This is a genomic window from Urbifossiella limnaea, from assembly GCF_007747215.1.
Classification (GTDB): Bacteria; Planctomycetota; Planctomycetia; order Gemmatales; family Gemmataceae; genus Urbifossiella; species Urbifossiella limnaea.
In genome coordinates, this window is record NZ_CP036273.1 from 357,054 (window position 1) to 376,744 (window position 19,691).

A 19,691-nucleotide genomic window follows, 5' to 3' on the forward strand; every position below is an offset into this window, starting at 1 on the left:
CATGGGCGTTCTCACCGAAGACCAGAAGCGCCGCATCCGCGGGTACGTCGAGAAGTACCCGCGCAAGCAGGCCGCCACGCTCCCGGCGCTGCACCTCGTCCACGACGAGAACCGCACCGTCTCGAACGACGCCATCGTCGAGATCGCGGAGATTCTCGACCTGCACCCGAGCGAGGTGCAGGACACGATGACCTTCTACGCCTTCTTCAAGGGCGAGGGGCAGAAGAACGGCGCGACGCGGCTGTGGGTGTGCCGCGGGCTGGCGTGCATGCTCCGCGGCGCCTACGAGCTGATCGAGCACTGCGAGCACAAGCTCGGCGTCCACTGCGGCGAGACGACGGGCGACGGCCGCATCACGCTGGAATTCGCCGAGTGCATCGGCGCCTGCGACGGCGCCCCGGCGTGCCTGCGGGAGGACGTTCACGTCATGGACGTGACGCCCGAGAAGGCCGACGCGCTGATCGAGGAGTTGCGGCGGGCGTAGGAGTGGGGGCCGGGCCGTGAGCATCTACGCGACGCTCTGGGCGATGAAGCTCCCCAAGGCCCACGCCTTCGACACGGAGTGGATCGAGGTGTACGCGCAGGCCGTGCCCGCGCACATCGGCCACCCGAGTTGCTACCCGGAGGGGGATCCGTACTCGGACTTCCTTCCGCCGGTCGTGGAATGCGACCCGAAAACCGGTACCGGGCCGTTCGACCGGGCCGTCGTGATCGTGGCTGAAGGTCGTGACGAGAAGGTGGGCCAGCGGTACACAGACCCGCTGCTCGTGATGACCGGAGCGGAGTACAGCCGGGCGACGTTCGAGGGCTTGCTGGACGCCATCAAGCAAGCCCTACCCTGGGACCGGGACGTGATTGGGATGTTCACCGGGCCGGGTGGCGAAGAGCGTGTCATCCGGTCGCCTGCGAGACCGGACGACGGAGTAGGACGAGGCGACGCGAGCCCGACGACAGATTCACCGCACGGGTAGATTCGGATGCCGTACGAACCCATCCTCCTGGCCCGCGTCGGCAAGCCCGGCAGCGCCGCGCTCGAGGGCTACCGCGCCGACGGCGGCTACGCCACGGCCGAGCGCGCCGTCAAGGAGCTGAAGCCCGAGCAGGTCGTCGCGCAGGTCAAGGACTCGGGCCTCCGCGGCCGCGGCGGCGCCGGCTTCCCCTGCGGCCTCAAGTGGACCTTCCTCCCCAAGGACCACCCCGGCCCCATCTACCTGTGCGTCAACGCCGACGAGTCGGAGCCGTGCACGTACAACAACCGCATCCTGATGGAGAAGGACCCCCACCAGGTGCTCGAAGGGATCATGCTCGCCTGCTTCGCCATCAAGTCGAAGAAGGCGTTCTTCTACGTCCGCTACGAGTACGGCGACGCCTTCCGCGCCGTCCAAGGGGCCGTTGACGAGCTGTACGCCGCCGGGCTCCTCGGCACCAACATCTTCGGCGCCGGGTTCGACCTCGACATCGTGGTTCACCGCGGCGCCGGGGCGTACATCTGCGGCGAGGAAACCGGCCTCATCGAGAGCCTCGAAGGGAAGCGGGCGTGGCCGCGGATCAAGCCGCCGTTCCCGGCCATCGAAGGCGCCTTCCGCAAGCCCACCATCGTCAACAACGTCGAGACGCTGGCGTGCGTCACGCAGGTGATGAAGCGCGGCATCGACTGGTTCAAGAGCCTCGGCGTCCCGCCCGACCCCAACAACCCCCGCGACGCCGGCAGCTACGGCCCCAAGCTGTACACCCTCGCCGGGCACGTCAACAAGCCGGTGTGCGTCGAGCTGCCGATGGGCGTGACGCTCCGCGAACTCGTGGAAGTTCACGGCGGCGGCGTCTGGAAGGGGCGCAAGGCGAAGGCCGTCAACCCCGGCGGCCTCAGCATGGGCTACGTCGACGTGAACGCCCCGCTCAAGGGCGGCGACGGCAAGACGGAGTACGACATCCCGCTGGACTTCAACGGCCCCGGCAGGGTCGGCTGCCTCGGCCTCGGCACCGCGGCCGTGACCGTGGTCGACGACCAGACCAGCATGGTCGACGTGCTCCACAACACCTGCCAGTTCTTCGCCCACGAGAGCTGCGGCCAGTGTACCCCGTGCCGCGAGGGGACCGGCTGGATGCTCAAAATCACCGACCGCCTCCGCCGCGGGCTCGGTCGCAAGGAAGACCTCGACATCCTGGTCGAAGTCGCGGACCGCATCGGCATCATGCCCGGCACGACGATCTGCGGCCTGGCCGACGGCGCCGGGTGGCCGGTGAAGACGGCCGTGCGGAAGTTCCGCGCCGAGTTCGAGGCGGCGATCAAGAGCGGCGAGAAGAGCAAGTACGCGAAGGCGCTGGCGATGGCCCACTGACGCCGGCCGGTCGTTCGGGCCGGGTTCATTGTGTGTACGGCTCCCCCCCGGGGGGTCGAGGCACGAATTGAGTCGATGCCACAAATGAATGTTGGAGCGATTCGGACGGCGTGAACAGGCTGAAAGTTTGGTGGCTCAAGGGGTTGTGATGGTTCGGCCCGGGGCGCGGCCCCGGGCGGGTTCCGCTGACGATGGATCACTGGCCCGGGAGGGTGGTGTCATGCGGCGGTTCGCTCTGCTCGCGGTATGCGTCCTGGCGCTGGCCGGGTGCAAGAAGAAGCCGAAGCCGGCCCCGGCCGAGCCCGAGCCGGCGCCGGGCCTGAAGAAAGACGGCCTGCCGCAAGAAGGGCCGGCGCCGTCGGGCGGTGGCGGTGGGGGCGGCGGCGGCATCATCGCCGCGGGCGGGGGCATCGGCGTCGTGAACCCGGTGCAGGCGCTCGGCGGCGGGGGCGGCGGCGGGGCGGCGATGGCCGTCCGCAAGGCCGCCCGCCGTACGCAGGCGCTCAACGAGCTGAAGAACATCGGCGAGATCATCTTCGCCATGCAGATCGAGACCGGCCGCATGCCGACGGTGCCGCAGATCCTGGAGGAGCTGAAGCGGACGCCGCAACTGTTGACCGGGGTCTCCGAAGGCGCGTACGTGCTGACCGGAACGACGGAAGCGGGCGGGCTGTACGCCTTCGAGGTGGACGCGGACAAGCAGCCGGGCATCGCCGTCATCGGCGGCCGCGCCACCCGCTCCACGCCGGAGGAGTTGCGGCCGTACCTCCTGGCGCTCCCGCCGTCGGTGCTTCAGCCGCAGCAGCCGCAGCAGCCGCCCCGGCAGCCGGCGCCGCAGCCGATGGGAAAGATCGACAACCGCCCGATGCCGCCGCAGCCGGCCGGGCAGCGAATCCCGGTCGGGCAGAAGGACATGGAGGACGTGCGAATCTTCATCGACAACTTCTCCGGGGCGGGCGGCCGCATGCCGACGCAAGCGGAGACGCGGGCGGCGTTGCAGATGAGCGGCACGCCGGCGTTCGGGCTGGTGCAGCGCGGGGCCATCACGCTGACCGGCGCCACCACCCGCGAGGGCGTGTGGGCCTACGAGACGGCGGCCGCGAACAGCGGCGGCCTCATCGCCGGCGCGAACGGGACCGAGACCGTGACCCCCGCCGAGTTCGCCCGCCGGCTGGGGCGGTGAGGCCAGAGGTCAGCGGCCTCGGGCTTCGGTTTTCAGGCCGAAGGCCTGACAGCCCTCAGCCCAGGGCAAGGGCCGAAGGCCCGCCGCCCTGGGTACGGCGTCGTGTGGATTTGCAGGCTGAAGGCCTGCGAGCCGGCTCGCAGGCCTTCAGCCTGCGGGGTGGTTGGATGTGCGAACCCAGGGCGACGGGTGCTGCGCACCCTTGCCCTGGGCTGAGGGCTGTCAGGCCTTCGGCCTGAAAACCGTGTTCCGCGGCAACCGCCCGCGGACCTCTGTGACAGGACCGACCCACCGGGTACGTCAGACATGCCGACCGTGTACGTGAACGACAAGCCGGTCGAGATCGGCACCGCCCGCCTGAACTGCGTGCAGGCCGCCGGGCTCGCGGACACGTTCGTCCCGCACTACTGCTACCACGAGGCGCTCTCGGTCGTGGCGTCGTGCCGGATGTGCCTCGTCGAGGTCGGCGAGCGCAAGCCGGACGGCACCGTCGTCATGCAGCCGAAGGTGCTCCCCGGCTGCCAGACGCCCGTGAAGGACGGCACCGTCGTCGTCACCGGCGACTACGCCAAGCGCGACCAGACGCAGGCGGCGCTGGCCTACCCCGCCGACTACGTGAAGGGCGGCCAGCCCGGCGACCGGGCCAAGCGGGCGCAGGCCGACACGCTCGAAGGGCTGCTGCTGAACCACCCGCTCGACTGCCCCGTCTGCGACAAGGCCGGCGAGTGCAAGCTGCAAGACTACAGCTACGACTACGGCCGCTCCGAAAGTCGCATGGTCGACGAGAAGAACCAGCCGCCGAACAAGCCGGGGCTGTCGAGCAAGATCACGCTGTTCACCGACCGCTGCATCATGTGTACGCGGTGCGTGCGGTTCACCCGCGAGATCAGCGGCACCGCCGAGCTGATGGTGAACGGCCGCGGCCACCACGAGGAGATCGACACCTTCCCCGGCCGGCCGCTGGAGAACAAGCTGGCCGGGAACGTGGTCGATCTGTGCCCCGTGGGTGCCCTCGGCAGCAAGGACTTCCTGTACAAGCAGCGCGTGTGGTACCTCAAGACCGTCGATCAGGTCTGTTCGCGCTGCAGCACCGGGTGCAGCACGCACGTCGACAGCAACAAGGACATCGTGTACCGCCTGCGGGCGCGGGAGAACCCGCTGGCGCAGGGCCACTTCATGTGCGACGAGGGCCGCTACGGCTACCACTTCGCCAACAGCGCCGAGCGGTTCGTGCGGCCGCAGGTGAAGCGCGACGGCCGCTTCCAGCCGGCCCCGTGGGCGCAGGTCACGCCGCAGCTGAAGCAGGAGCTTTCGGCCGCGGTGCAGGCGAACGCCCGCGGCGTCGTGGCCGTGCTGTCGCCTTATCTCACCGTCGAGGAAGCATTCCTGCTCGGCAGCTACTTCAAGGGGCTGTCCGCGGACGTGCGATTGACGCTCGGGCCGGTGCCGGTGGTCGGCGAGGACGACCGCTACCCGAAGGACGTGCGCGGCAACGCCGTCGAGCCGACGAAGTTCGTCATCCGCGCCGAGAAGTGCCCGAACCGCCGCGGCGTCGAGGCGGTGCTGACCCACTTACAGGGGGCGGTGATCCCGTTCGCGGACGTGGCGCGGGAGGCGCTGGACGCGCTGTGGTTCGCCGGCGGCTACCCCGAGCCCGGCTACGCGGAAGCCGGCATCCCGAGCGACTGGAAGGCGCCGGCGCTGCTGGTGGCGCAGGACCTGTTCCCGTCGCTGGTGACGGCCGCGGCGAAGTACGTGCTGCCGGGCACGTCCTCCTTCGAGAAGGAGGGGACGTTCGTGAACCACGCCGGGCTGGCGCAGTCGTTCGGGCGCGCCGCGCGGCCGCCGGTCGAGGCGCGGACGGAGTTGCAGCTGGGCTACGACCTGCTCGGCCGCCGCGGGCTGGCGCAGGCGGCGGTTGTTCGCGCGGAAGTTGCCGGGGCCGTATCGTGGCTCGCGCCGCTGGGCGGCGAGGTGCCGGCGAACGGTGTGAAGTTGGGTGATTGATTTCGCCGCTCGCGGCGTAGCGGCGTCTACGCCGCTACGCCGCGAGCGGCGGACCAGAGAGGGACCGATGCCGCAGTTCGACCTGGTAACCGCGCTGATCCTCATCGTCGCCGTCATGGGCGGCGGGCTGGGCCTCGTCGCGTACCTGACGCTCGGCGAGCGGAAGGTGAGCGCCTGGATTCAGGACCGCGTCGGCCCCAACCGCGTCGGCCCCTTCGGGCTGCTGCAACCGCTCGCGGACGGCGGCAAATTCTTCCTCAAGGAGGAAGTGATCCCCGCCCACGTCGACCGCATCTTCTACGTCCTCGCGCCGGCCGTGGGCGTGATTACGGCGCTGCTGGCGCTGGCAGTGGTGCCCGTCGGCGGCGCCACCCCGCCGCCCGACCCGGCCCCCACCGTCGCCGCGTTCGACCAGGCGCAGGCCGACTACCGCTCGAAGCTGAACCTCGTCATCGCCCCCGGCATCGACGTGGGCGTGCTGTACGTGTTCGCCCTCGGGTCGCTCGCCGTGTACGGCGTGATCCTCGCCGGGTGGAGCGCCAACAACAAGTATTCGCTGCTCGGCGCGATGCGGAGCTCGGCGCAAATCATCAGCTACGAGATTCCGCTCGGCATGGCGGTGCTCGGCGTGTTCCTCATCGTGGGGTCGCTGAACCTGGAGCGGATCGCGGCGTGGCAGGAAACGCACACGTGGTGGCTGGTGTTCTTCCAGCCGCTGGCGGCGCTCTTGTTCATGATCTCGGCCTACGCCGAGGGGAGCCGCCTGCCGTTCGACCTGCCCGAAGCCGAACAGGAACTCGTGGGCGGGTTCCACACCGAGTACTCGAGCATGAAGCTCGGCCTGCTGCTGATGACGGAGTTCATCCACCTCATCACGGCCGGGTTCATGATGTCGATCCTGTTTCTCGGCGGGTGGTCGCTGTTCGGGCTGGAGAACGTCTCCGCCGACCCGACGGTGACCGCGGTGCTGAAGGCGGGCATCCTGCTCACGAAGATGTTCCTGTACTGCGTGTTCGCGCTGATCGTGCGCTGGACGATCCCGCGGTTCCGGTTCGACCAGCTGATGAACCTGGCGTGGAAGGTGATGATCCCGCTCGGGCTGGCGAACGTGGTGTGCGTGGTGGTCGCCCTCCAGTTCGGCGCCCCGCTGTGGGTGCTGACGGCCGCGTCGGCGGGGCTGTTCCTCGTCGCCGGGTGCATCGCGGTGCGGGCGGCCGGGTCGATCACGAACCCCAAGCGCGCGGTGCGGAAGCTGCCGCCGGGGATGCCGGTGGGTGTTACGTACGCGGGTCGATGAGCGGAGCAAGAATATTAGACAGGATAACAGGATGAAGCAGGATTCAAAACCCGGCCTTGATTCGGCATCCTGCTTCATCCTGTTATCCTGTCAAAACTCGGATTTGACGAGGCCCGTGCTATGCCGTTGACGGAAACCGACGTGCGCTGGGTCGAAGCTCCCAAGTTGGGCTTCTGGGACCAGCTGTACCTCCCCGCGATGGTCGACGGGCTCAAGACGACGCTCGGCCACATGTTCTCGAAGAAGATCACCGAGCAGTACCCGGAGCAGGAGCCGACGCTGCCGCCGAACTACCGCGGCGTCCACCGGCTCAACCGCGACGAGGCCGGGCGGGTGAAGTGCGTGGCGTGCTACATGTGCGCCACCGCCTGCCCCGCCCACTGCATCGACATCGTCGCCGCTCCCGCCCCGACCGAGTGGAAGGACCGCGAGAAGTACCCCGAGACGTTCGTCATCGACGAGCTGCGGTGCATCTACTGCGGCATGTGCGAGGAGGCGTGCCCGGTGGACGCCATCGAGCTGACCACCCTGTACGACCTGACGGGGGCGAGCCGCGAGCAGATGGTGTTCGACAAGGAGAAGCTGCTGAGCGTCTTCGACCAGACGACGAAGGCCGGCACCGACCCCGTGCGCAGCCGCGCCGGGAAGCTCGGCGCGGCGTCGGAACCGCCGCCCCAATAACTGGTTCCGCCGCTTGCGGCGTTGCACTGGGGTGACGCGACCCGTGCCCTCCGTATAAGAACCCCGACCGCTTGTGAAAAACTGCACGAGCCCCGCATGACCCTCCTCGCCGTGCAACCCCCGTCGGCCGCCGGGCAGCTCGCGCTGGCCGCCGTCCTCGCCGCGGGCGGCGCGTTCCTGCTGCTGCCGAAGCCCGGCCTGCGCTCCGTCGCCGGCGGCGTCGCGGGGCTCGTCGCCGGCCTGGCCGTCGCCGTGGCGTGGGTGCTGACCACGTTCGGCGGGCCGGTTACCAACTACGTCGAGACGGTGCTGTTCGCCCTGTTCGCGGCGGGGGCCGTCGGCTTCGGCGCGGTGCTCGTCACGAACGCGAACCCGGCCCGCGGGGCGATCGCGTTCGCGTTCGTCATCCTCAGCGTGTGCGGGCTGTTCCTGCTGCTGGCGGCCCCGTTCCTGATGGCCGCGACGGTCATCATCTACGCCGGCGCCATCATCGTGACGTTCCTGTTCGTGCTGATGCTGTCGCAGAACGACGGCCCCTCGGACGAGAACGACCGCACCCGCGAGCCGCTCCTCGGCAGCCTCGCCGGCTTCGCCTTCGTCGGGCTCATCCTGTTCGCCCTCGGCCAGGGTCACGCCGCGGAATCCGCCCTTCCCGCCCAGGCGATCACGCCGGCGGAACAAGCCAGCTTGCGGGCCGCGGCCGACCAGCTGAAGGCGCTGGAGGACGACGACTTCTACACCGGCCCGACGCCGCGCAAGGAGCGGGCCGACAAGCTGAGCCGCACCGAGGCGGCCATCGAGGACGTGGTCGGCGTGTCGTTCCGCAAGGAGGACGGCACCCTCCGCGACGGCCCGGTCGCGGCCCGGCTGGCGGTCCGCTCCGACCTGCACGCGCAGGGCGTGCGGGCCCGCGTCGCCGCGGCGCGGGACCAGGCGGCGCTCGCCTTCCGCTACGCCGAGACCGCCGTCCTCGACCCCGCCCGCGGCCGGCCGGCGGAGGCGAAGGCCGAGGCGACGAAGCTCCGCGAACAGCTGCTGCTGCTGGCCGGCGTCGGCGAGCTGCCGGCGCGGAACGTCGCCAACCTGGGCGTGCTGCTGTACGCCGACCACCTGCTCGCGGTCGAGCTGGCCGGCACGCTGCTGCTGGTGGCCACCATCGGCACCGTCGCCATCGCCCACCGCCGGGGGACCGCCGCGTGATTACCCTCTGGCACTACCTCGCGGTCGCGGCCGCGCTGTTCGGCCTGGGGCTGGTCGGGTTCCTGACCCGGCGCAACCTCATCACCATGTTCCTGTCCGCGGAACTGATGCTGCAGGGCGTGGCGATCAACTTCGTCGCCTTCGCCCGGTTCCACGGCAACCTGCACGGGCAGGTGTTCGTGCTGTTCCTGCTGGCGGTGGCGGCGTGCGAGGCGGGCGTGGCGCTGGCCCTGATCCTGATGCTGTACCGCCGCGGCCGGTCGCTGGACGTGTCGCGGTGGCACGACCTGCGCGAGCTCGGCGTGCCGGCGGCGGTCGATCTGGAGTCGCTGCCGGTCGTCCACGCCGAGCCGGACCCGACGCTGACCCCGGCCGGCGCCCGGCCCGTTCCGGTTGCCGAGGAGCCCGCCCGTGTCTGACCCGGTCACGTTCGCCCTCACGGTGCTGGCGCTGCTCCTCGGGGCGGCGGTGCTGACGGCCCTGTTCAGCGGCGCGAAGGCGCTGACGTCGGTCGCCCACGTCCCGCTCGTCATCGCGTGCGGCCTCTCCGCGCTGCTGGCGATCTTCCTCGTGTCGAAGGTCGCCGGCGCGGACACGCCGCAGTTCGTCTCGGCGCCGGTCACGTGGTTCGCGGCCGGGAAGTTCGCCGCGAACTTCACCATCGCCGTGGACCCGCTGTCGGCCATGATGCTGGCGATGATCACGTTCATCGCCACGTTCATCGCCGTCTTCAGCAGCGGCTACATGCGCGGCGAGCACGGCGAGCCCGACGCCGGGTACGTGCGCTACTTCGCGGTGATGAGCCTGTTCGTGTTCTGCATGTGCGGCCTCGTGCTGGCGAACAACTTCCTGCTGCTCGTCGGCTTCTGGGAGGGCGTCGGCCTCTGCTCGTACCTGCTGGTCGGGTACTACTACGACAAGCCGTCGGCCGCCGCCGCGGCCCGCAAGGCGTTCCTCGTCACGCGGCTCGGCGACACCGGCTTCCTCCTCGGCATCATGCTGCTGTGGAAGCTCGGCGGCTGGCACACCGACCTGACGGCGCTGTTCGACCACATCGCCAAGAACCCGCCGCCGACGGAGCAGATCACGGCCGCGTGCCTGCTGCTGTTCTGCGGCGCCGTCGGCAAGAGCGCCCAGTTCCCGCTGTACGTGTGGCTCCCCGACGCGATGGAAGGCCCGACCCCGGTGTCGGCCCTCATCCACGCGGCGACGATGGTGACGGCCGGCGTGTACCTCGTCGCCCGCTGTGCGCCGCTGTTCGCGCTGGCGCCGGACGCGCAGGCGGTGGTGGCGTGGGCCGGCGGCATCACGGCGCTCCTGGCGGCGTTCATCGCGCTGGCGCAGACGGACCTGAAGCGCGTGCTGGCGTACAGCACGGTGAGCCAGCTCGGGTTCATGTTCCTGGCGCTCGGCACGCTCGGCGCGGTGAGCCCGGTGTTCGCCGTGGTCGCGGCGATGTTCCACCTGTTCACGCACGCCTTCTTCAAGGCGCTGCTGTTCCTCGCGTCCGGCTCGGTGATGCACGCGATGGGGAACGTCATCGACATGCGCCGGTTCGGCGGCCTGCGGACGGTCATGCCGACGACGCACCTCACGTTCCTGTGCGGGGCCGCGGCGCTGGCGGGGCTGCCGCTGCTGTCGGGCTTCTGGAGCAAGGACCTGGTGCTGGAGTCGCTCCAGTTCGGGGCGCACAGCGGCCACCCGCACGCGGGCTCGTTCTACCTGCTGATGCTGGTGGCGATGCTGACCGCGGGGCTGACGGCGTTCTACACCTTCCGCGCGTACTTCCTCACCTTCTGGGGGCCGACGGTGGTCCCGGAGGAAGCCGGGCACCACGCCCACGAGTCGCCGTCGGTGATGACGGTGCCGCTGATCGTGCTCGCCGCCGGGGCGCTGTTCGTGGGGATCGTGGCGGAGCCGTTCACGCACTGGTTCAGCGGCTTCGTCGGCCGCACGCCGTCGATCGGGCTGGCGGCGAAGCTGGCGGGCGCGGCCGAGGTGGCGCACCACTTCAACTGGGGCATCGCCGGCGTGAGCACGCTGCTGGCGGTGGGCGGCGTGGCGCTGGCGTACATGGCCTACGGCGCCGGCGGCCCGGAGCGGGTGCCGGTGCCGCTGGCGGGGGTGTTCGCGCTGTCGCGGAACAAGCTGTACGTGGACGAGGTGTACGAGGGCGCGTTCGTGAAGCCCGCCGAGTGGCTGGCCGTGATGGCGCGGGTGTTCGACCTGCTCCTGGACTCCGTGTCCCGCGTGATCGCCGCCGTGCCGCGGCTGGTCGGCGTGGCGGTGCGGCCGATCCAGAACGGGCTCGTGCAGTTCTACGCCCTGTCGATGGCGTTAGGGTTAGCCGTGTTCCTGAGTTTCGTGGTGTTCCGGGCCGGCCGTTAAGCCCCGCCGCTTGCGGCTTCGCGTCGCCCAGCGCGAAGCCGCAAGCGGCAACCGAACCACCGGATTCCCCGTCAGGGTGAAAATGTACCCCGCCTTCCGGATCATCGTTCTGCTGCTGGTCGCGTTCCCGCTGCTGTCGGCGCTGGTCGTGTGCGCCCTGCCGCAGCGGGCCGCCCGGCGGGTGGCGCTGTGGCTGGCGCTGATCCACGTCGGCCTCACCGCCGCCGTCGTCGCCGGCACTCTCATGGCCGTCGAGGTCCGCAACGAGGCGATCACCGCCGGCGTCGACTACAGCCACCAGCGGTTCCACCCCGAGTTCGTCCCCGGCGACCCCGGCCTCCGCGGCAGTGACGAGGTCAGCTCCGGCACCACCCGGCTCACCCTCCTCAGCCTCGCCGACATCCCGGAGGAACTCGCCGGGCCGCGCGTGCAGCTGTACCTCGGCACCGACGGCCTCAACGTCTGGCTCGTCGCCCTGTGCAGCGTCATGATGCTGCCGGCCATCCTGGTGAGCTGGAGCGGCATCCGCGAGAAGGTTGGCGGGTACTACGCCTGGCTGTTCGTGTTGCAAGCGGGCGCGGTCGGGGCGTTCCTGTCGTTCGACGTGATCCTCTTCTACGCCTTCTTCGAGCTGACGCTGGTGCCGGCGTTCTTCCTGATCGGCCGGTGGGGCAACGGCTCCGGCCGCCGCGACGCGGCCCGCAAGTTCTTCCTCTACACCCTGGCGGGGAGCCTGCTCACGCTCGTCGGCGTGATCGGCGTCGTGCTGACGAACCCGATCACGCACGTCACCCCGGCCGGCAACTTCACCACGTACACGTTCGCCCTCCCCGAGCTGATGGCGAGCGTGCAGCAGAACCTGGTGCAGCCGGCCCAGGACGCCCTCGACGGGAAGCCCGAGGCGCTGGCGGCGAAGCAGGCGGTGCAGTTCTGGCTGTTCCTGGCGCTCATGGCCGGGTTCGCGGTCAAGACGCCGATCGTGCCGTTCCACACCTGGCTGCCGGCGGCGTACAACGAGGCGCCCGTCGGCGTCACCGTGTTGCTCTCCGCCCTGCTGGCGAAGCTCGGCACGTTCGGCATCCTGCGGTTCGTCATCCCGCTGACGCCCGACGCGGCCGTGCAGTACGGCCTGCCGGTGGTCGGCACCCTAGCGGCGTTCGGCATCGTGTACGGGGCGCTGTGCGCGTACGGCCAGCGCGAGATCAAGCTGCTGGTGGCGTACAGCTCCGTGTCGCACCTCGGCTTCCTCGTGCTCGGGCTGTTCGCCCTGAACGCCGAGGGGCTGTCCGGCGCGGTCCTGCACATGGTGAACCACGGCGTCAGCACCGGGGCGCTGTTCGCGGCGCTGGCGTTCCTCGTGGACCGCTACCGCACCACGAGCATGAGCCAGTTCGGCGGCCTGACAGGCCGGTTCCCGAAGTTCGCCTTCGTGACGTTCGTGCTGGCCCTGGCGAGCGTCGGCCTGCCGGGGCTGAACAACTTCTGCAGCGAGATGCTGATGCTGTCGGGGTTGTTCAACCTGAAGACGCCGGGCGTGACCGGGTACGGGTTCGCGGCGGTCGCGGCGGCGGGCGTGTTCCTGAGCGCGTGGTACACGCTGACGATGCTGCGGCGGGTGTTCTTCGAGCCGCTGCGCGAGCCGCCGGCGACGGGCGTGGAGCCGGCGGGCGACCTGAACCGGCGCGAGGTGTTCGCGCTGGGCGGGCTGGCGGCGCTGTGCCTGGCGCTGGGCCTGTTCCCGCAGTTCCTGCTCGACCCGATGAAGGCCGACGTCCGCGTGCTGACGACGATCGGCGAGTTCGCCCGCGGCCGGGTGGCGGGCACGAAGCCGACGTTCGAGGAGCTGCCGCCCCCGCCGCCGGCCCCGGTCGGCGCGCCGAAGGAGATGAACAAGGCCGCCGGCGGCGAGAAGAAGGGCGGCGGCGGCAAGGGCGGTGGCGGCAAGAAGGGCGGGGGCAAGGGCGGCCCGCCGATGAAGGGCGAAGAGTAGGTGCGGGTTCCGCCGCTTGCGGCTTAGCGCTGCCAAGCGCTAAGCCGCAAGCGGCACCGCCCCGAGGCCGCGACACGAATCACCGACGACCGAGGACGTTCCCCCGTGACCGTGCTGACCGACCCCGGCGTGCCGGCCGCCTTCACCGGCGTGTTCCCGGCCGTCCTCCCCGAGATCGTCCTCGTCGGCACCGCCTGCCTGGCGTTCCTCGCCGGCCCGTTCGCCAACCGCCGCTGCCTGTGGTTCGTCGCGTCGCTCCTGGGCCTCACCGCCGCCATGGTCGTCGCCGGCGTCGTGAAGGTGGCCGTGCCCGAGGTCCCCGCCGCGGCCGCGATCCTGCCGGACGGCCCCGCCGAGTTCGTCCGCTGGGTCGCGCTCGTCGCCGCGGTCGTGTTCGTACTCGTGTCGTGGCCCGAGGTGACCGGCACCAACGCCGCCGAGTACTACGGCTGCCTCCTCGTCGCCGCCGCGGGCGTGTCGCTGACGGGGCGCGCCAACGACCTCGTCACGCTGTTCCTGGCGCTCGAACTGATCTCGATCCCCACCTACATCCTGCTCTACCTGCCCGCCCAGGGGCGCACGGGGCAGGAGGCGGCGGTCAAATACTTCCTGCTGAGCGTGATGTCGTCCGCGGTGCTGCTGTTCGGCTTCAGCTACCTGTACGGCCTGACCGGCACCACCAACATCACCGCGATCGTGGACGCCCTCACGAAGGCGCACCAGGGCGGGGCCGCGCACTCGCCGCTGGCGCTCGTCGCGGCGGTGATGGTGATCGCGGCGATCGGCTTCCGCGTGACGGCGGTGCCGTTCCACTTCTACGCCCCGGACGTGTACGAGGGCGCCCCCGCCGGCGTCGTCGCGCAGCTGGCGTTCCTGCCGAAGGTCGCCGGGTTCGTGGCGCTGGCCCGCGTCCTGGGCCTGGTCGGCGCCGACCCGCGGCACCTGCCGTTCGACGCGGCCACGCAGCTGCCGCTGCTCCTGTGGATCATCGCCGTGGTGACGATGACCGTCGGCAACGTGATGGCCCTGCTGCAGGACAACGTGCGGCGGATGCTCGCGTACTCCGGCGTGGCCCACGGCGGCTACATGCTCATCGGCCTCGTGGTGGCCAGCTCGCTGCCGGAGGCGACGGGCACGCCGGCGGTCGGCGGCATCGAGGCGCTGCTGGTGTACCTCGCGGCCTACGGCATGATGACAGTTGGGGCGTTCGCCGTGGTGCTGTACCTGAGCACGCCCGACCGGCCGATCGACGCGATCGACGACCTCGCGGGGGCCGGCCAGTCGCACCCGCTGTCGGCGGCGGCGATGGCGGTGTTCCTGCTCAGCCTCATCGGCCTGCCGCTGACGGCGGGCTTCGCCGGGAAGTTGATGCTGTTCGTCGGCGCGTTCACCGCCCCGGCCGACACGCCGACGATGCGGAACCTGTACGTGCTGCTGGCGGTGATCGCCGCGGTGAACTCGGCGGTCGCGGCGGTGTACTACCTGCGGGTGCTGGGCGTGATGTACCTGCGGACGTCGCTGCGGCCGGCCCCGAAGCTGCGGGCGGTGCCCACGTTCGTGGCGGCGGCCGCGCTGGCTGCGGCCACGCTGGTGTTCGGCGTCTGGCCCGAGCCGCTGGTGAAGGCGGCCCGGACCGCGGCCCCGGTGCCGGCCGTGGCGGGGCGGTAGCCGGCGCGACCGGTGTGGTCCGAATCTCACACCCGACCGGTAAAAATTCCCACGCTTATCTCACGTTCCCATCTTCACACCCGGCGCGGGGTGTGATACATCACCTCATACAGGGGGGCGCGTCCCCTCACACCCAGACTCACACCCGGGGCACACGATGGCACGGCCGAAGGCGGACGGCGAGGCGGCGGGCGGCCCGACGCAGGCGGACATGGTGCGGGCGGCGCTCGCCGAGCTGGGGCCGAAGGCCAAGCCGAAGGCCATCTACGACTTCATCAAGGAGAAGTTCGGCCGCGAGGTCACGAAGGGGATCATCTCCAACTACAAGTCCACGATGAAGAAGAAGGGGCTGCTCCCCGGCCGCCGCGGCCCGGGCCGCCCGCCGAAGGCCGCCGCGACCGGCGAGACGGTGCGGATCGACGACCTGGAAGCCGTCCGCGCTCTGGTGACGCGCATCGGCGCCGACCAGGTGGCGCGGCTCGTGAAGGTGCTGGGGTAGGATCAAATAGAAAAGCCCACCCGATACGTCGGGTGGGCTTTGTCGCGCTCACGTCTCCCGCCTCACGTCTCCCGGCTCACGCCACCGGCTGCGGCTTCGCGATGAGCTTCGCCGCCAGCGCCTTCGGCGTCGGCTCGCGGACGTCCCAGATCAGCCCGACCGCGGCCAGCCCCCGCAGCACGTAGTAGCTGATGTCGATCTCCCACCACACGAAGCCCTGCCGGGCGCAGCTCTGGTAGTGGTGGTGGTTGTTGTGCCACCCCTCGCCGAGCGTCAGGATCGCCGCCCACCACAGGTTCTTGCTCTGGTCCGTCGTCTCGTACCGGCGGTAGCCCCACAGGTGGCACGCCGAGTTGATGAGGAACGTGCCGTGGTACAGGCACACGGTGGACACCAGGAAGCCCCACACGAACCCCGGCAGGCCCATCCACAGGTAGCACCCGGCGGCCAGCAGGATGCCCGGCGTCCAGTACAGCTTGTTCATCACCCGCAGTTCGGGGTACTTGGCGAAGTCCTTGATCTCGTCGTAGTTCGGGAAGCGGAACAGGCCCGACATCACCCACCCGGCGTGCGACCACCACACGCTCCGCTTGATCGGCGAGTGCGGGTCCTCGTCCTGGTCGGAATACTTGTGGTGGTGGCGGTGGTGGACGGCCCACCACAGCGGCCCCTTCTGCATCGCGGTGCAGCCGACCCAGGCCAGCACGAACTGGAACCACCGGCTCGTCTTGTACGCCCGGTGGGCGAAGTACCGGTGGTACACCCCGGTGATGCCGAACATGCGGACCACGTAGAGGGCCACGCCGAGGGCCGCGGCCTCCCACGTCGGCGTCACCAGGCACGCGCCGACCAGCGCGGCGACGTGGATCAGGATGAACGGCAGGCCGCGGAGTCGCCGCCACACCGCCTTGCGGGTGGACTCGGAGACGCTGGGCACCGACGGCATCGAAACCCGGGGGAGTGAGGCGGTCGAAATGGTGCGACTCCTGACGGCCATCGGTGGGGTACGGTTAAAATAGGACACCGGGGGCGGATTTCTCGCCGAAATCCGCCCGCCCCGGCCGACCGGGCTCCGCCGGCGGGCTACCTACAATGATAGGACCCGCACCCGAAAGGATGCACCCGTGATCGCGTTTGCCGGCGACCGCCAGTTCCCGCAGCCGGTTTCGGCCGTCGCCGAGGCGCTGGCGGACGTGGCCTGGCTGGTCGCCACGCTCCCCGACGTGCAGGTGACGACCGCGGCCCCGGACCACGCCGCGTGGCGGATGAAGCCGAAGCTCGCCTTCATGGCCGGCCACCTCGACACGACGATGCACCGCACCGAGCACCGGCACGGCGAGGTGGTCGGCTTCCGGGTGGTCACGAAGGCCGTCGGCGCGACGAGCACGGTGACTATCCGGCTGGCGTTCCACGACGCCGACGGCGGCACCCGGGTGGCGTGGACGGGCGAGCTGGCCGAGGTGACGGGCCTGCTGAAGATGGTGCCGAAGGGGCTGCTCCAGGCGACGGCCGAGAAGGTGATCGGCGACGTGTGGGTGGCGGTGGCGGCGCGGCTGGGGTGACCGCGCCGCCCGGCCGGCGACCTCAGTTCTTCTTGCCCCCCGCCGTCGGCGGCGCCACGGCCGTCAGCAGGTCGTCCCAGTACGTCGGCAGCCGGTCCCACGGGTTCGGCATCCGGGCGTCCGTCACGAACACCATCCCGAAGCCGTGCCCCCGGGCGAGCGCCACCTCGGCGGCCGGGTTGGCGCCTTGAGGCGTCGTGTGGACCAGCCCCGCGGTGCGGCCCGGGGGGTACGCCTTCGCCGGCCGGGCGTACTTCCGGAACGACCCCTCGTTCTCGTGGACGCAGACCACGTCCGGGCCGCCCGTCCCGAAGTAGCCGGCGTCGCACACCGTGCCGGGGTTGGAGAGGATCGTCAGCTTCGGGTTCAGCCTGCGGATCGACTCGCACAGCTCCAGGTACGCCGCCACCTCGGCCGCGCCCGACGGCTGCTCGTCGAGGAAGATTCCTTGCGTCGTCGGGTACAGCTTCAGCCACGTCTTCACGTCGGCCAGCACGTCCGCCGCGGGCCGCCTGGCGTAGCTGGTCGAGACGTAGCCGACGGTCGTGACGCCGGCCTTCTGCACGCCGTCGATCACGGCCGTGTAGTTCGGGTCGGTCACCTTCCCCGGCCCGCTCGCCGGGTTGACGATGACCGTCAGCGGCACGCCATTCTTGGCCGCGTCGGCGAGCTGCTGCCAGCGAGCGTCCTTCGCCCCGCCTGCCGGGTAGAAGTACGCCGGCACGAGGAGCCCGGTCGGCCTGTTCTGAGCGACTCCGGGGGCGGCGACCCCGCACAGCAGCACGAGCGCGATTCCGCACAGTCGCATGGCGAACCTCCGGGCGGGCGGGGGCAGTGTATCCGCCGCGGCAACCCGGCCGTGAAATCGCCGCCGGCGGGGAACGTCGATCGGGCAGCCCCCGTCTCGGAGGACCGGCCGTGACTCGGACCACCCGCCGCGGCATGACGCTGGCCGAAGTCCTGACCGTGATCGCGGTCATCGCCATCCTGATCGGCCTGCTCCTGCCGGCCACCCGGCGCGTCCGCGAGCCGGCAGCGCGGGCGAAGTGCCAGAACAACCTCAAGCAGCTGATGCTCGGCCTGCACCTGTACCAGGATGTCGGCATACCCGATTCCCCCGATACGCCGCGCGGCCTGCCGCCGGGCTGCTACGGCCCCGGGGCAACGCCCGAGGAGCGGCTCGGCTGGACAGTGCCGGTGCTGCCGTACATCGAGCAGGGGAACCTGTTCAACCGCTTCGACGCCGGCACAGGCTACGCCGGAAACGCCGGGCCGGCCGCAGTCGAAGTGAACCGGTTCGTCTGCCCGTCGGCGCTGCCCGGGAACGCGGCGACGACGAACTACGTGGCCCTGGCCGGGGTCGGGCTCGACGCCGCGGCACGGCCGGCGGGCGCCGTCGGGATCGGCGCGATGGGCTACGACCGCACGATCACGCTGGCGGAAATCGCGGACGGCGCCTCGAACACCATCGGCCTGGCGGAAACGGCGTCCGGCGTCGGCCCGTGGGCACGGGGGGGCACCGCGACGCTTCGCGGGTTCGACCCCGCCGACGCGCCGGTGAGCGGCCCCGGCCGGCCGTTCGGCGTCCACGAGCGCGGCTTCAACGTGGCGATGCTCGACGGCTCGGTGCGGTTCGTCCGCGACACGGTGGACCCGCGTGCCTTCGCGGCCGCGGTGACGGTCGGCGGCCGCGAACGGGTGGACCTGGAGTGAGGCACCGCCTCCTGCCGGCGGCGCTCCGGTGGCTCGCGGCGCTGCTCGTGCTGCGCGTGCTGGCCGCGACGCTGGCGAACTACCCCGACTACTTCCCGCCCGACTTCGACGCGCTGTTCCTCCAGGGCCGCGAGGCGACGTTCGCCGGCGCCTACCGCATCGCCTTCTACGCCCACGTCGTCACCGCCCCGGTCGTGCTCGTGACCGGCCTGCTGCTGATGAGCCGGGCCGTACTACGGCGGCGCCGGCTGCACCGGGTGCTGGGCCGCGTCCACGTCGGCGTGCTGCTGGGGGTGGTGCTGCCGAGCGGCGCGGTGATGGCCCGGCACGCCTTCGGCGGCGCCGCGGCGGGAGTGAGCTTCCTCCTGCTGTCGGTGGTGACCGGAGCGTGTGCGGTGGTCGGCGTCGTCCACGCCCGCGGCGGCCGGTTCGACCGGCACCGCGCCTGGATGACGCGCTGCTACGTGCTGCTGTGCTCGGCGGTGGCGCTGCGGCTGATGTCCGGGGCGGCGGGGCTGATTGGCGTGGCGAGCCCGGAGGCGGCGTATGTTGGGGCGGCGTGGGCCAGCTGGCTGCTGCCGCTGGCCGGGTTCGAGGTGATCGAGCGGTGGCGCCGGGCCGTGACCGGCTCACGCCCCGGTTCGCCGTAGGCGGGCGCCGAGCAGCACGCCCACGAACCCGACGAACGGGTTGGCCAGCGCCACCCACGCGGGCTGCTTCGCCTTCATCATCGCGTCCAGGTTCCCGGCGTCGCCCGTCCGCTCCTCCGCCGGCGTCGCCGCCGCCATGAGTACCGGCACCGCGGACAGCAGCCCGAGGATCAACACGAAGCCGGCCAGCACCTTCGGCGGCTTCGCCGCCCGTGCGATCGACGCGCACACCACCCCGCCGAGGACCGCCGCGCCGATGCCGAGTGCGAAGCTGACGGCGTTCCACAGTAGCGACGGCTCGTAGCTCCCGGGCTGGAACGAGCGCTCCTGCCCGAGCAGCAGGTAGAGCGCGCTGAAGGTGAGGAAGATGGTGGCGAACATGACCACGTACCCGACCACGACGGCGGCGACGGCTCGCAACATGACTGGCACCCGGAAGAAGGACGCACGGTTGGGTGAACGAAGGTGTGGAGGGTAGACCGCGGCCGGGCGGGCCGCAAGGTCGGTTCCCGGG

Annotated in this window: 19 protein-coding genes; 16 read left to right on the plus strand and 3 right to left on the minus strand. The window is 70.8% G+C overall.

Going from position 1 to position 19,691, the window contains the following annotated elements; translation table 11 throughout:
- Position 1 precedes the first annotated feature (1 nt).
- From ETAA1_RS01550 to ETAA1_RS01615, 13 genes are all read left to right on the plus strand, one after another.
- Positions 2 to 484, plus strand: coding sequence for an NADH-quinone oxidoreductase subunit NuoE family protein (locus ETAA1_RS01550; RefSeq protein WP_145233703.1), 483 nt, complete (start codon positions 2 to 4; stop codon positions 482 to 484).
- Positions 485 to 500: 16 nt separating this feature from the next.
- Entirely contained in the window at positions 501 to 971 is a 471-nt protein-coding gene (locus ETAA1_RS01555) for a hypothetical protein (RefSeq protein ID WP_145233705.1), read from the plus strand.
- A 6-nt stretch (positions 972 to 977) separates the two neighbouring features.
- Positions 978 to 2,339 carry an NADH-quinone oxidoreductase subunit NuoF gene (gene nuoF, locus ETAA1_RS01560; RefSeq protein WP_145233707.1) on the plus strand — a complete coding sequence of 454 codons (1,362 nt, stop codon included), beginning with the start codon at positions 978 to 980 and terminating at the stop codon, positions 2,337 to 2,339.
- A 220-nt stretch (positions 2,340 to 2,559) separates the two neighbouring features.
- On the plus strand, positions 2,560 to 3,522 hold the full coding sequence (locus tag ETAA1_RS01570) for a hypothetical protein (protein WP_202920581.1): 963 nt from the start codon (positions 2,560 to 2,562) through the stop codon (positions 3,520 to 3,522).
- 306 nt (positions 3,523 to 3,828) lie between these two features.
- A complete protein-coding gene (locus ETAA1_RS01575) occupies positions 3,829 to 5,529 on the plus strand; it encodes a molybdopterin-dependent oxidoreductase (protein WP_145233712.1) in 1,701 nt (566 codons plus the stop codon).
- A 67-nt stretch (positions 5,530 to 5,596) separates the two neighbouring features.
- Positions 5,597 to 6,826 (plus strand): NADH-quinone oxidoreductase subunit NuoH, encoded by a 1,230-nt coding sequence (gene nuoH, locus ETAA1_RS01580; RefSeq protein ID WP_145233713.1) that lies wholly within the window; start codon positions 5,597 to 5,599, stop codon positions 6,824 to 6,826.
- Positions 6,827 to 6,946: 120 nt separating this feature from the next.
- The gene (locus tag ETAA1_RS01585; protein ID WP_145233715.1) at positions 6,947 to 7,507 is read left to right on the plus strand and encodes a NuoI/complex I 23 kDa subunit family protein; all 561 of its coding nucleotides are present in this window, start codon (positions 6,947 to 6,949) and stop codon (positions 7,505 to 7,507) included.
- A gap of 96 nt (positions 7,508 to 7,603) precedes the next feature.
- Complete coding sequence (locus ETAA1_RS01590) at positions 7,604 to 8,707, plus strand: NADH-quinone oxidoreductase subunit J family protein (protein ID WP_145233717.1); 1,104 nt, start codon at positions 7,604 to 7,606, stop codon at positions 8,705 to 8,707.
- A complete protein-coding gene (gene nuoK, locus ETAA1_RS01595; RefSeq protein ID WP_145233719.1) occupies positions 8,704 to 9,126 on the plus strand; it encodes an NADH-quinone oxidoreductase subunit NuoK in 423 nt (140 codons plus the stop codon). The genes ETAA1_RS01590 and nuoK overlap by 4 nt, the downstream gene beginning before the upstream one ends.
- Positions 9,119 to 11,095 (plus strand): NADH-quinone oxidoreductase subunit L, encoded by a 1,977-nt coding sequence (gene nuoL, locus ETAA1_RS01600; RefSeq protein WP_145233721.1) that lies wholly within the window; start codon positions 9,119 to 9,121, stop codon positions 11,093 to 11,095. The genes nuoK and nuoL overlap by 8 nt, the downstream gene beginning before the upstream one ends.
- Before the next feature lie 82 nt (positions 11,096 to 11,177).
- Positions 11,178 to 13,085, plus strand: coding sequence for a complex I subunit 4 family protein (locus ETAA1_RS01605; protein ID WP_145233723.1), 1,908 nt, complete (start codon positions 11,178 to 11,180; stop codon positions 13,083 to 13,085).
- A 105-nt stretch (positions 13,086 to 13,190) separates the two neighbouring features.
- Entirely contained in the window at positions 13,191 to 14,753 is a 1,563-nt protein-coding gene (locus ETAA1_RS01610) for an NADH-quinone oxidoreductase subunit N (protein ID WP_145233725.1), read from the plus strand.
- Positions 14,754 to 14,910: 157 nt separating this feature from the next.
- Complete coding sequence (locus tag ETAA1_RS01615; protein WP_145233726.1) at positions 14,911 to 15,252, plus strand: hypothetical protein; 342 nt, start codon at positions 14,911 to 14,913, stop codon at positions 15,250 to 15,252.
- A 76-nt stretch (positions 15,253 to 15,328) separates the two neighbouring features.
- Here the strand turns inward: ETAA1_RS01615 and ETAA1_RS01620 are convergent, their stop codons facing one another.
- Positions 15,329 to 16,189, minus strand: coding sequence for an acyl-CoA desaturase (locus ETAA1_RS01620; protein WP_238389347.1), 861 nt, complete (start codon positions 16,187 to 16,189; stop codon positions 15,329 to 15,331).
- Positions 16,190 to 16,376: 187 nt separating this feature from the next.
- Here ETAA1_RS01620 and ETAA1_RS01625 point away from each other — a divergent pair, with 187 nt between their 5' ends.
- Entirely contained in the window at positions 16,377 to 16,814 is a 438-nt protein-coding gene (locus tag ETAA1_RS01625; RefSeq protein WP_202920582.1) for an SRPBCC domain-containing protein, read from the plus strand.
- A gap of 22 nt (positions 16,815 to 16,836) precedes the next feature.
- On the opposite strand, the gene ETAA1_RS01630 is transcribed toward ETAA1_RS01625, so the two are convergent.
- Positions 16,837 to 17,622, minus strand: a complete 786-nt coding sequence (locus ETAA1_RS01630) for a spherulation-specific family 4 protein (protein WP_145233731.1) — start codon at positions 17,620 to 17,622, stop codon at positions 16,837 to 16,839.
- Between the two features lie 110 nt (positions 17,623 to 17,732).
- Here ETAA1_RS01630 and ETAA1_RS01635 point away from each other — a divergent pair, with 110 nt between their 5' ends.
- Positions 17,733 to 18,527, plus strand: coding sequence for a DUF1559 family PulG-like putative transporter (locus tag ETAA1_RS01635; RefSeq protein ID WP_145233733.1), 795 nt, complete (start codon positions 17,733 to 17,735; stop codon positions 18,525 to 18,527).
- On the plus strand, positions 18,524 to 19,177 hold the full coding sequence (locus tag ETAA1_RS01640; RefSeq protein WP_145233735.1) for a DUF2306 domain-containing protein: 654 nt from the start codon (positions 18,524 to 18,526) through the stop codon (positions 19,175 to 19,177). The genes ETAA1_RS01635 and ETAA1_RS01640 overlap by 4 nt, the downstream gene beginning before the upstream one ends.
- Here ETAA1_RS01640 and ETAA1_RS01645 read toward each other — a convergent pair.
- Positions 19,157 to 19,600, minus strand: a complete 444-nt coding sequence (locus ETAA1_RS01645) for a hypothetical protein (protein WP_145233736.1) — start codon at positions 19,598 to 19,600, stop codon at positions 19,157 to 19,159. The two genes, ETAA1_RS01640 and ETAA1_RS01645, sit on opposite strands and share 21 nt — an antisense overlap.
- Positions 19,601 to 19,691: the final 91 nt, after the last annotated feature.

Bases quoted from the DNA above. Each gene is read 5' to 3' on its own strand.
- nuoF (WP_145233707.1), top strand. From the start codon at position 978: ATGCCGTACGAACCCATCCTCCTGGCCCGCGTCGGCAAGCCCGGCAGC.
- ETAA1_RS01630 (WP_145233731.1), bottom strand. From the start codon at position 17,622: ATGCGACTGTGCGGAATCGCGCTCGTGCTGCTGTGCGGGGTCGCCGCC.
- ETAA1_RS01550 (WP_145233703.1), top strand. From the start codon at position 2: ATGGGCGTTCTCACCGAAGACCAGAAGCGCCGCATCCGCGGGTACGTC.
- ETAA1_RS01575 (WP_145233712.1), top strand. From the start codon at position 3,829: ATGCCGACCGTGTACGTGAACGACAAGCCGGTCGAGATCGGCACCGCC.
- ETAA1_RS01615 (WP_145233726.1), top strand. From the start codon at position 14,911: ATGGCACGGCCGAAGGCGGACGGCGAGGCGGCGGGCGGCCCGACGCAG.
- ETAA1_RS01645 (WP_145233736.1), bottom strand. From the start codon at position 19,600: ATGTTGCGAGCCGTCGCCGCCGTCGTGGTCGGGTACGTGGTCATGTTC.
- ETAA1_RS01585 (WP_145233715.1), top strand. From the start codon at position 6,947: ATGCCGTTGACGGAAACCGACGTGCGCTGGGTCGAAGCTCCCAAGTTG.
- ETAA1_RS01590 (WP_145233717.1), top strand. From the start codon at position 7,604: ATGACCCTCCTCGCCGTGCAACCCCCGTCGGCCGCCGGGCAGCTCGCG.
- ETAA1_RS01605 (WP_145233723.1), top strand. From the start codon at position 11,178: ATGTACCCCGCCTTCCGGATCATCGTTCTGCTGCTGGTCGCGTTCCCG.
- nuoH (WP_145233713.1), top strand. From the start codon at position 5,597: ATGCCGCAGTTCGACCTGGTAACCGCGCTGATCCTCATCGTCGCCGTC.
- ETAA1_RS01570 (WP_202920581.1), top strand. From the start codon at position 2,560: ATGCGGCGGTTCGCTCTGCTCGCGGTATGCGTCCTGGCGCTGGCCGGG.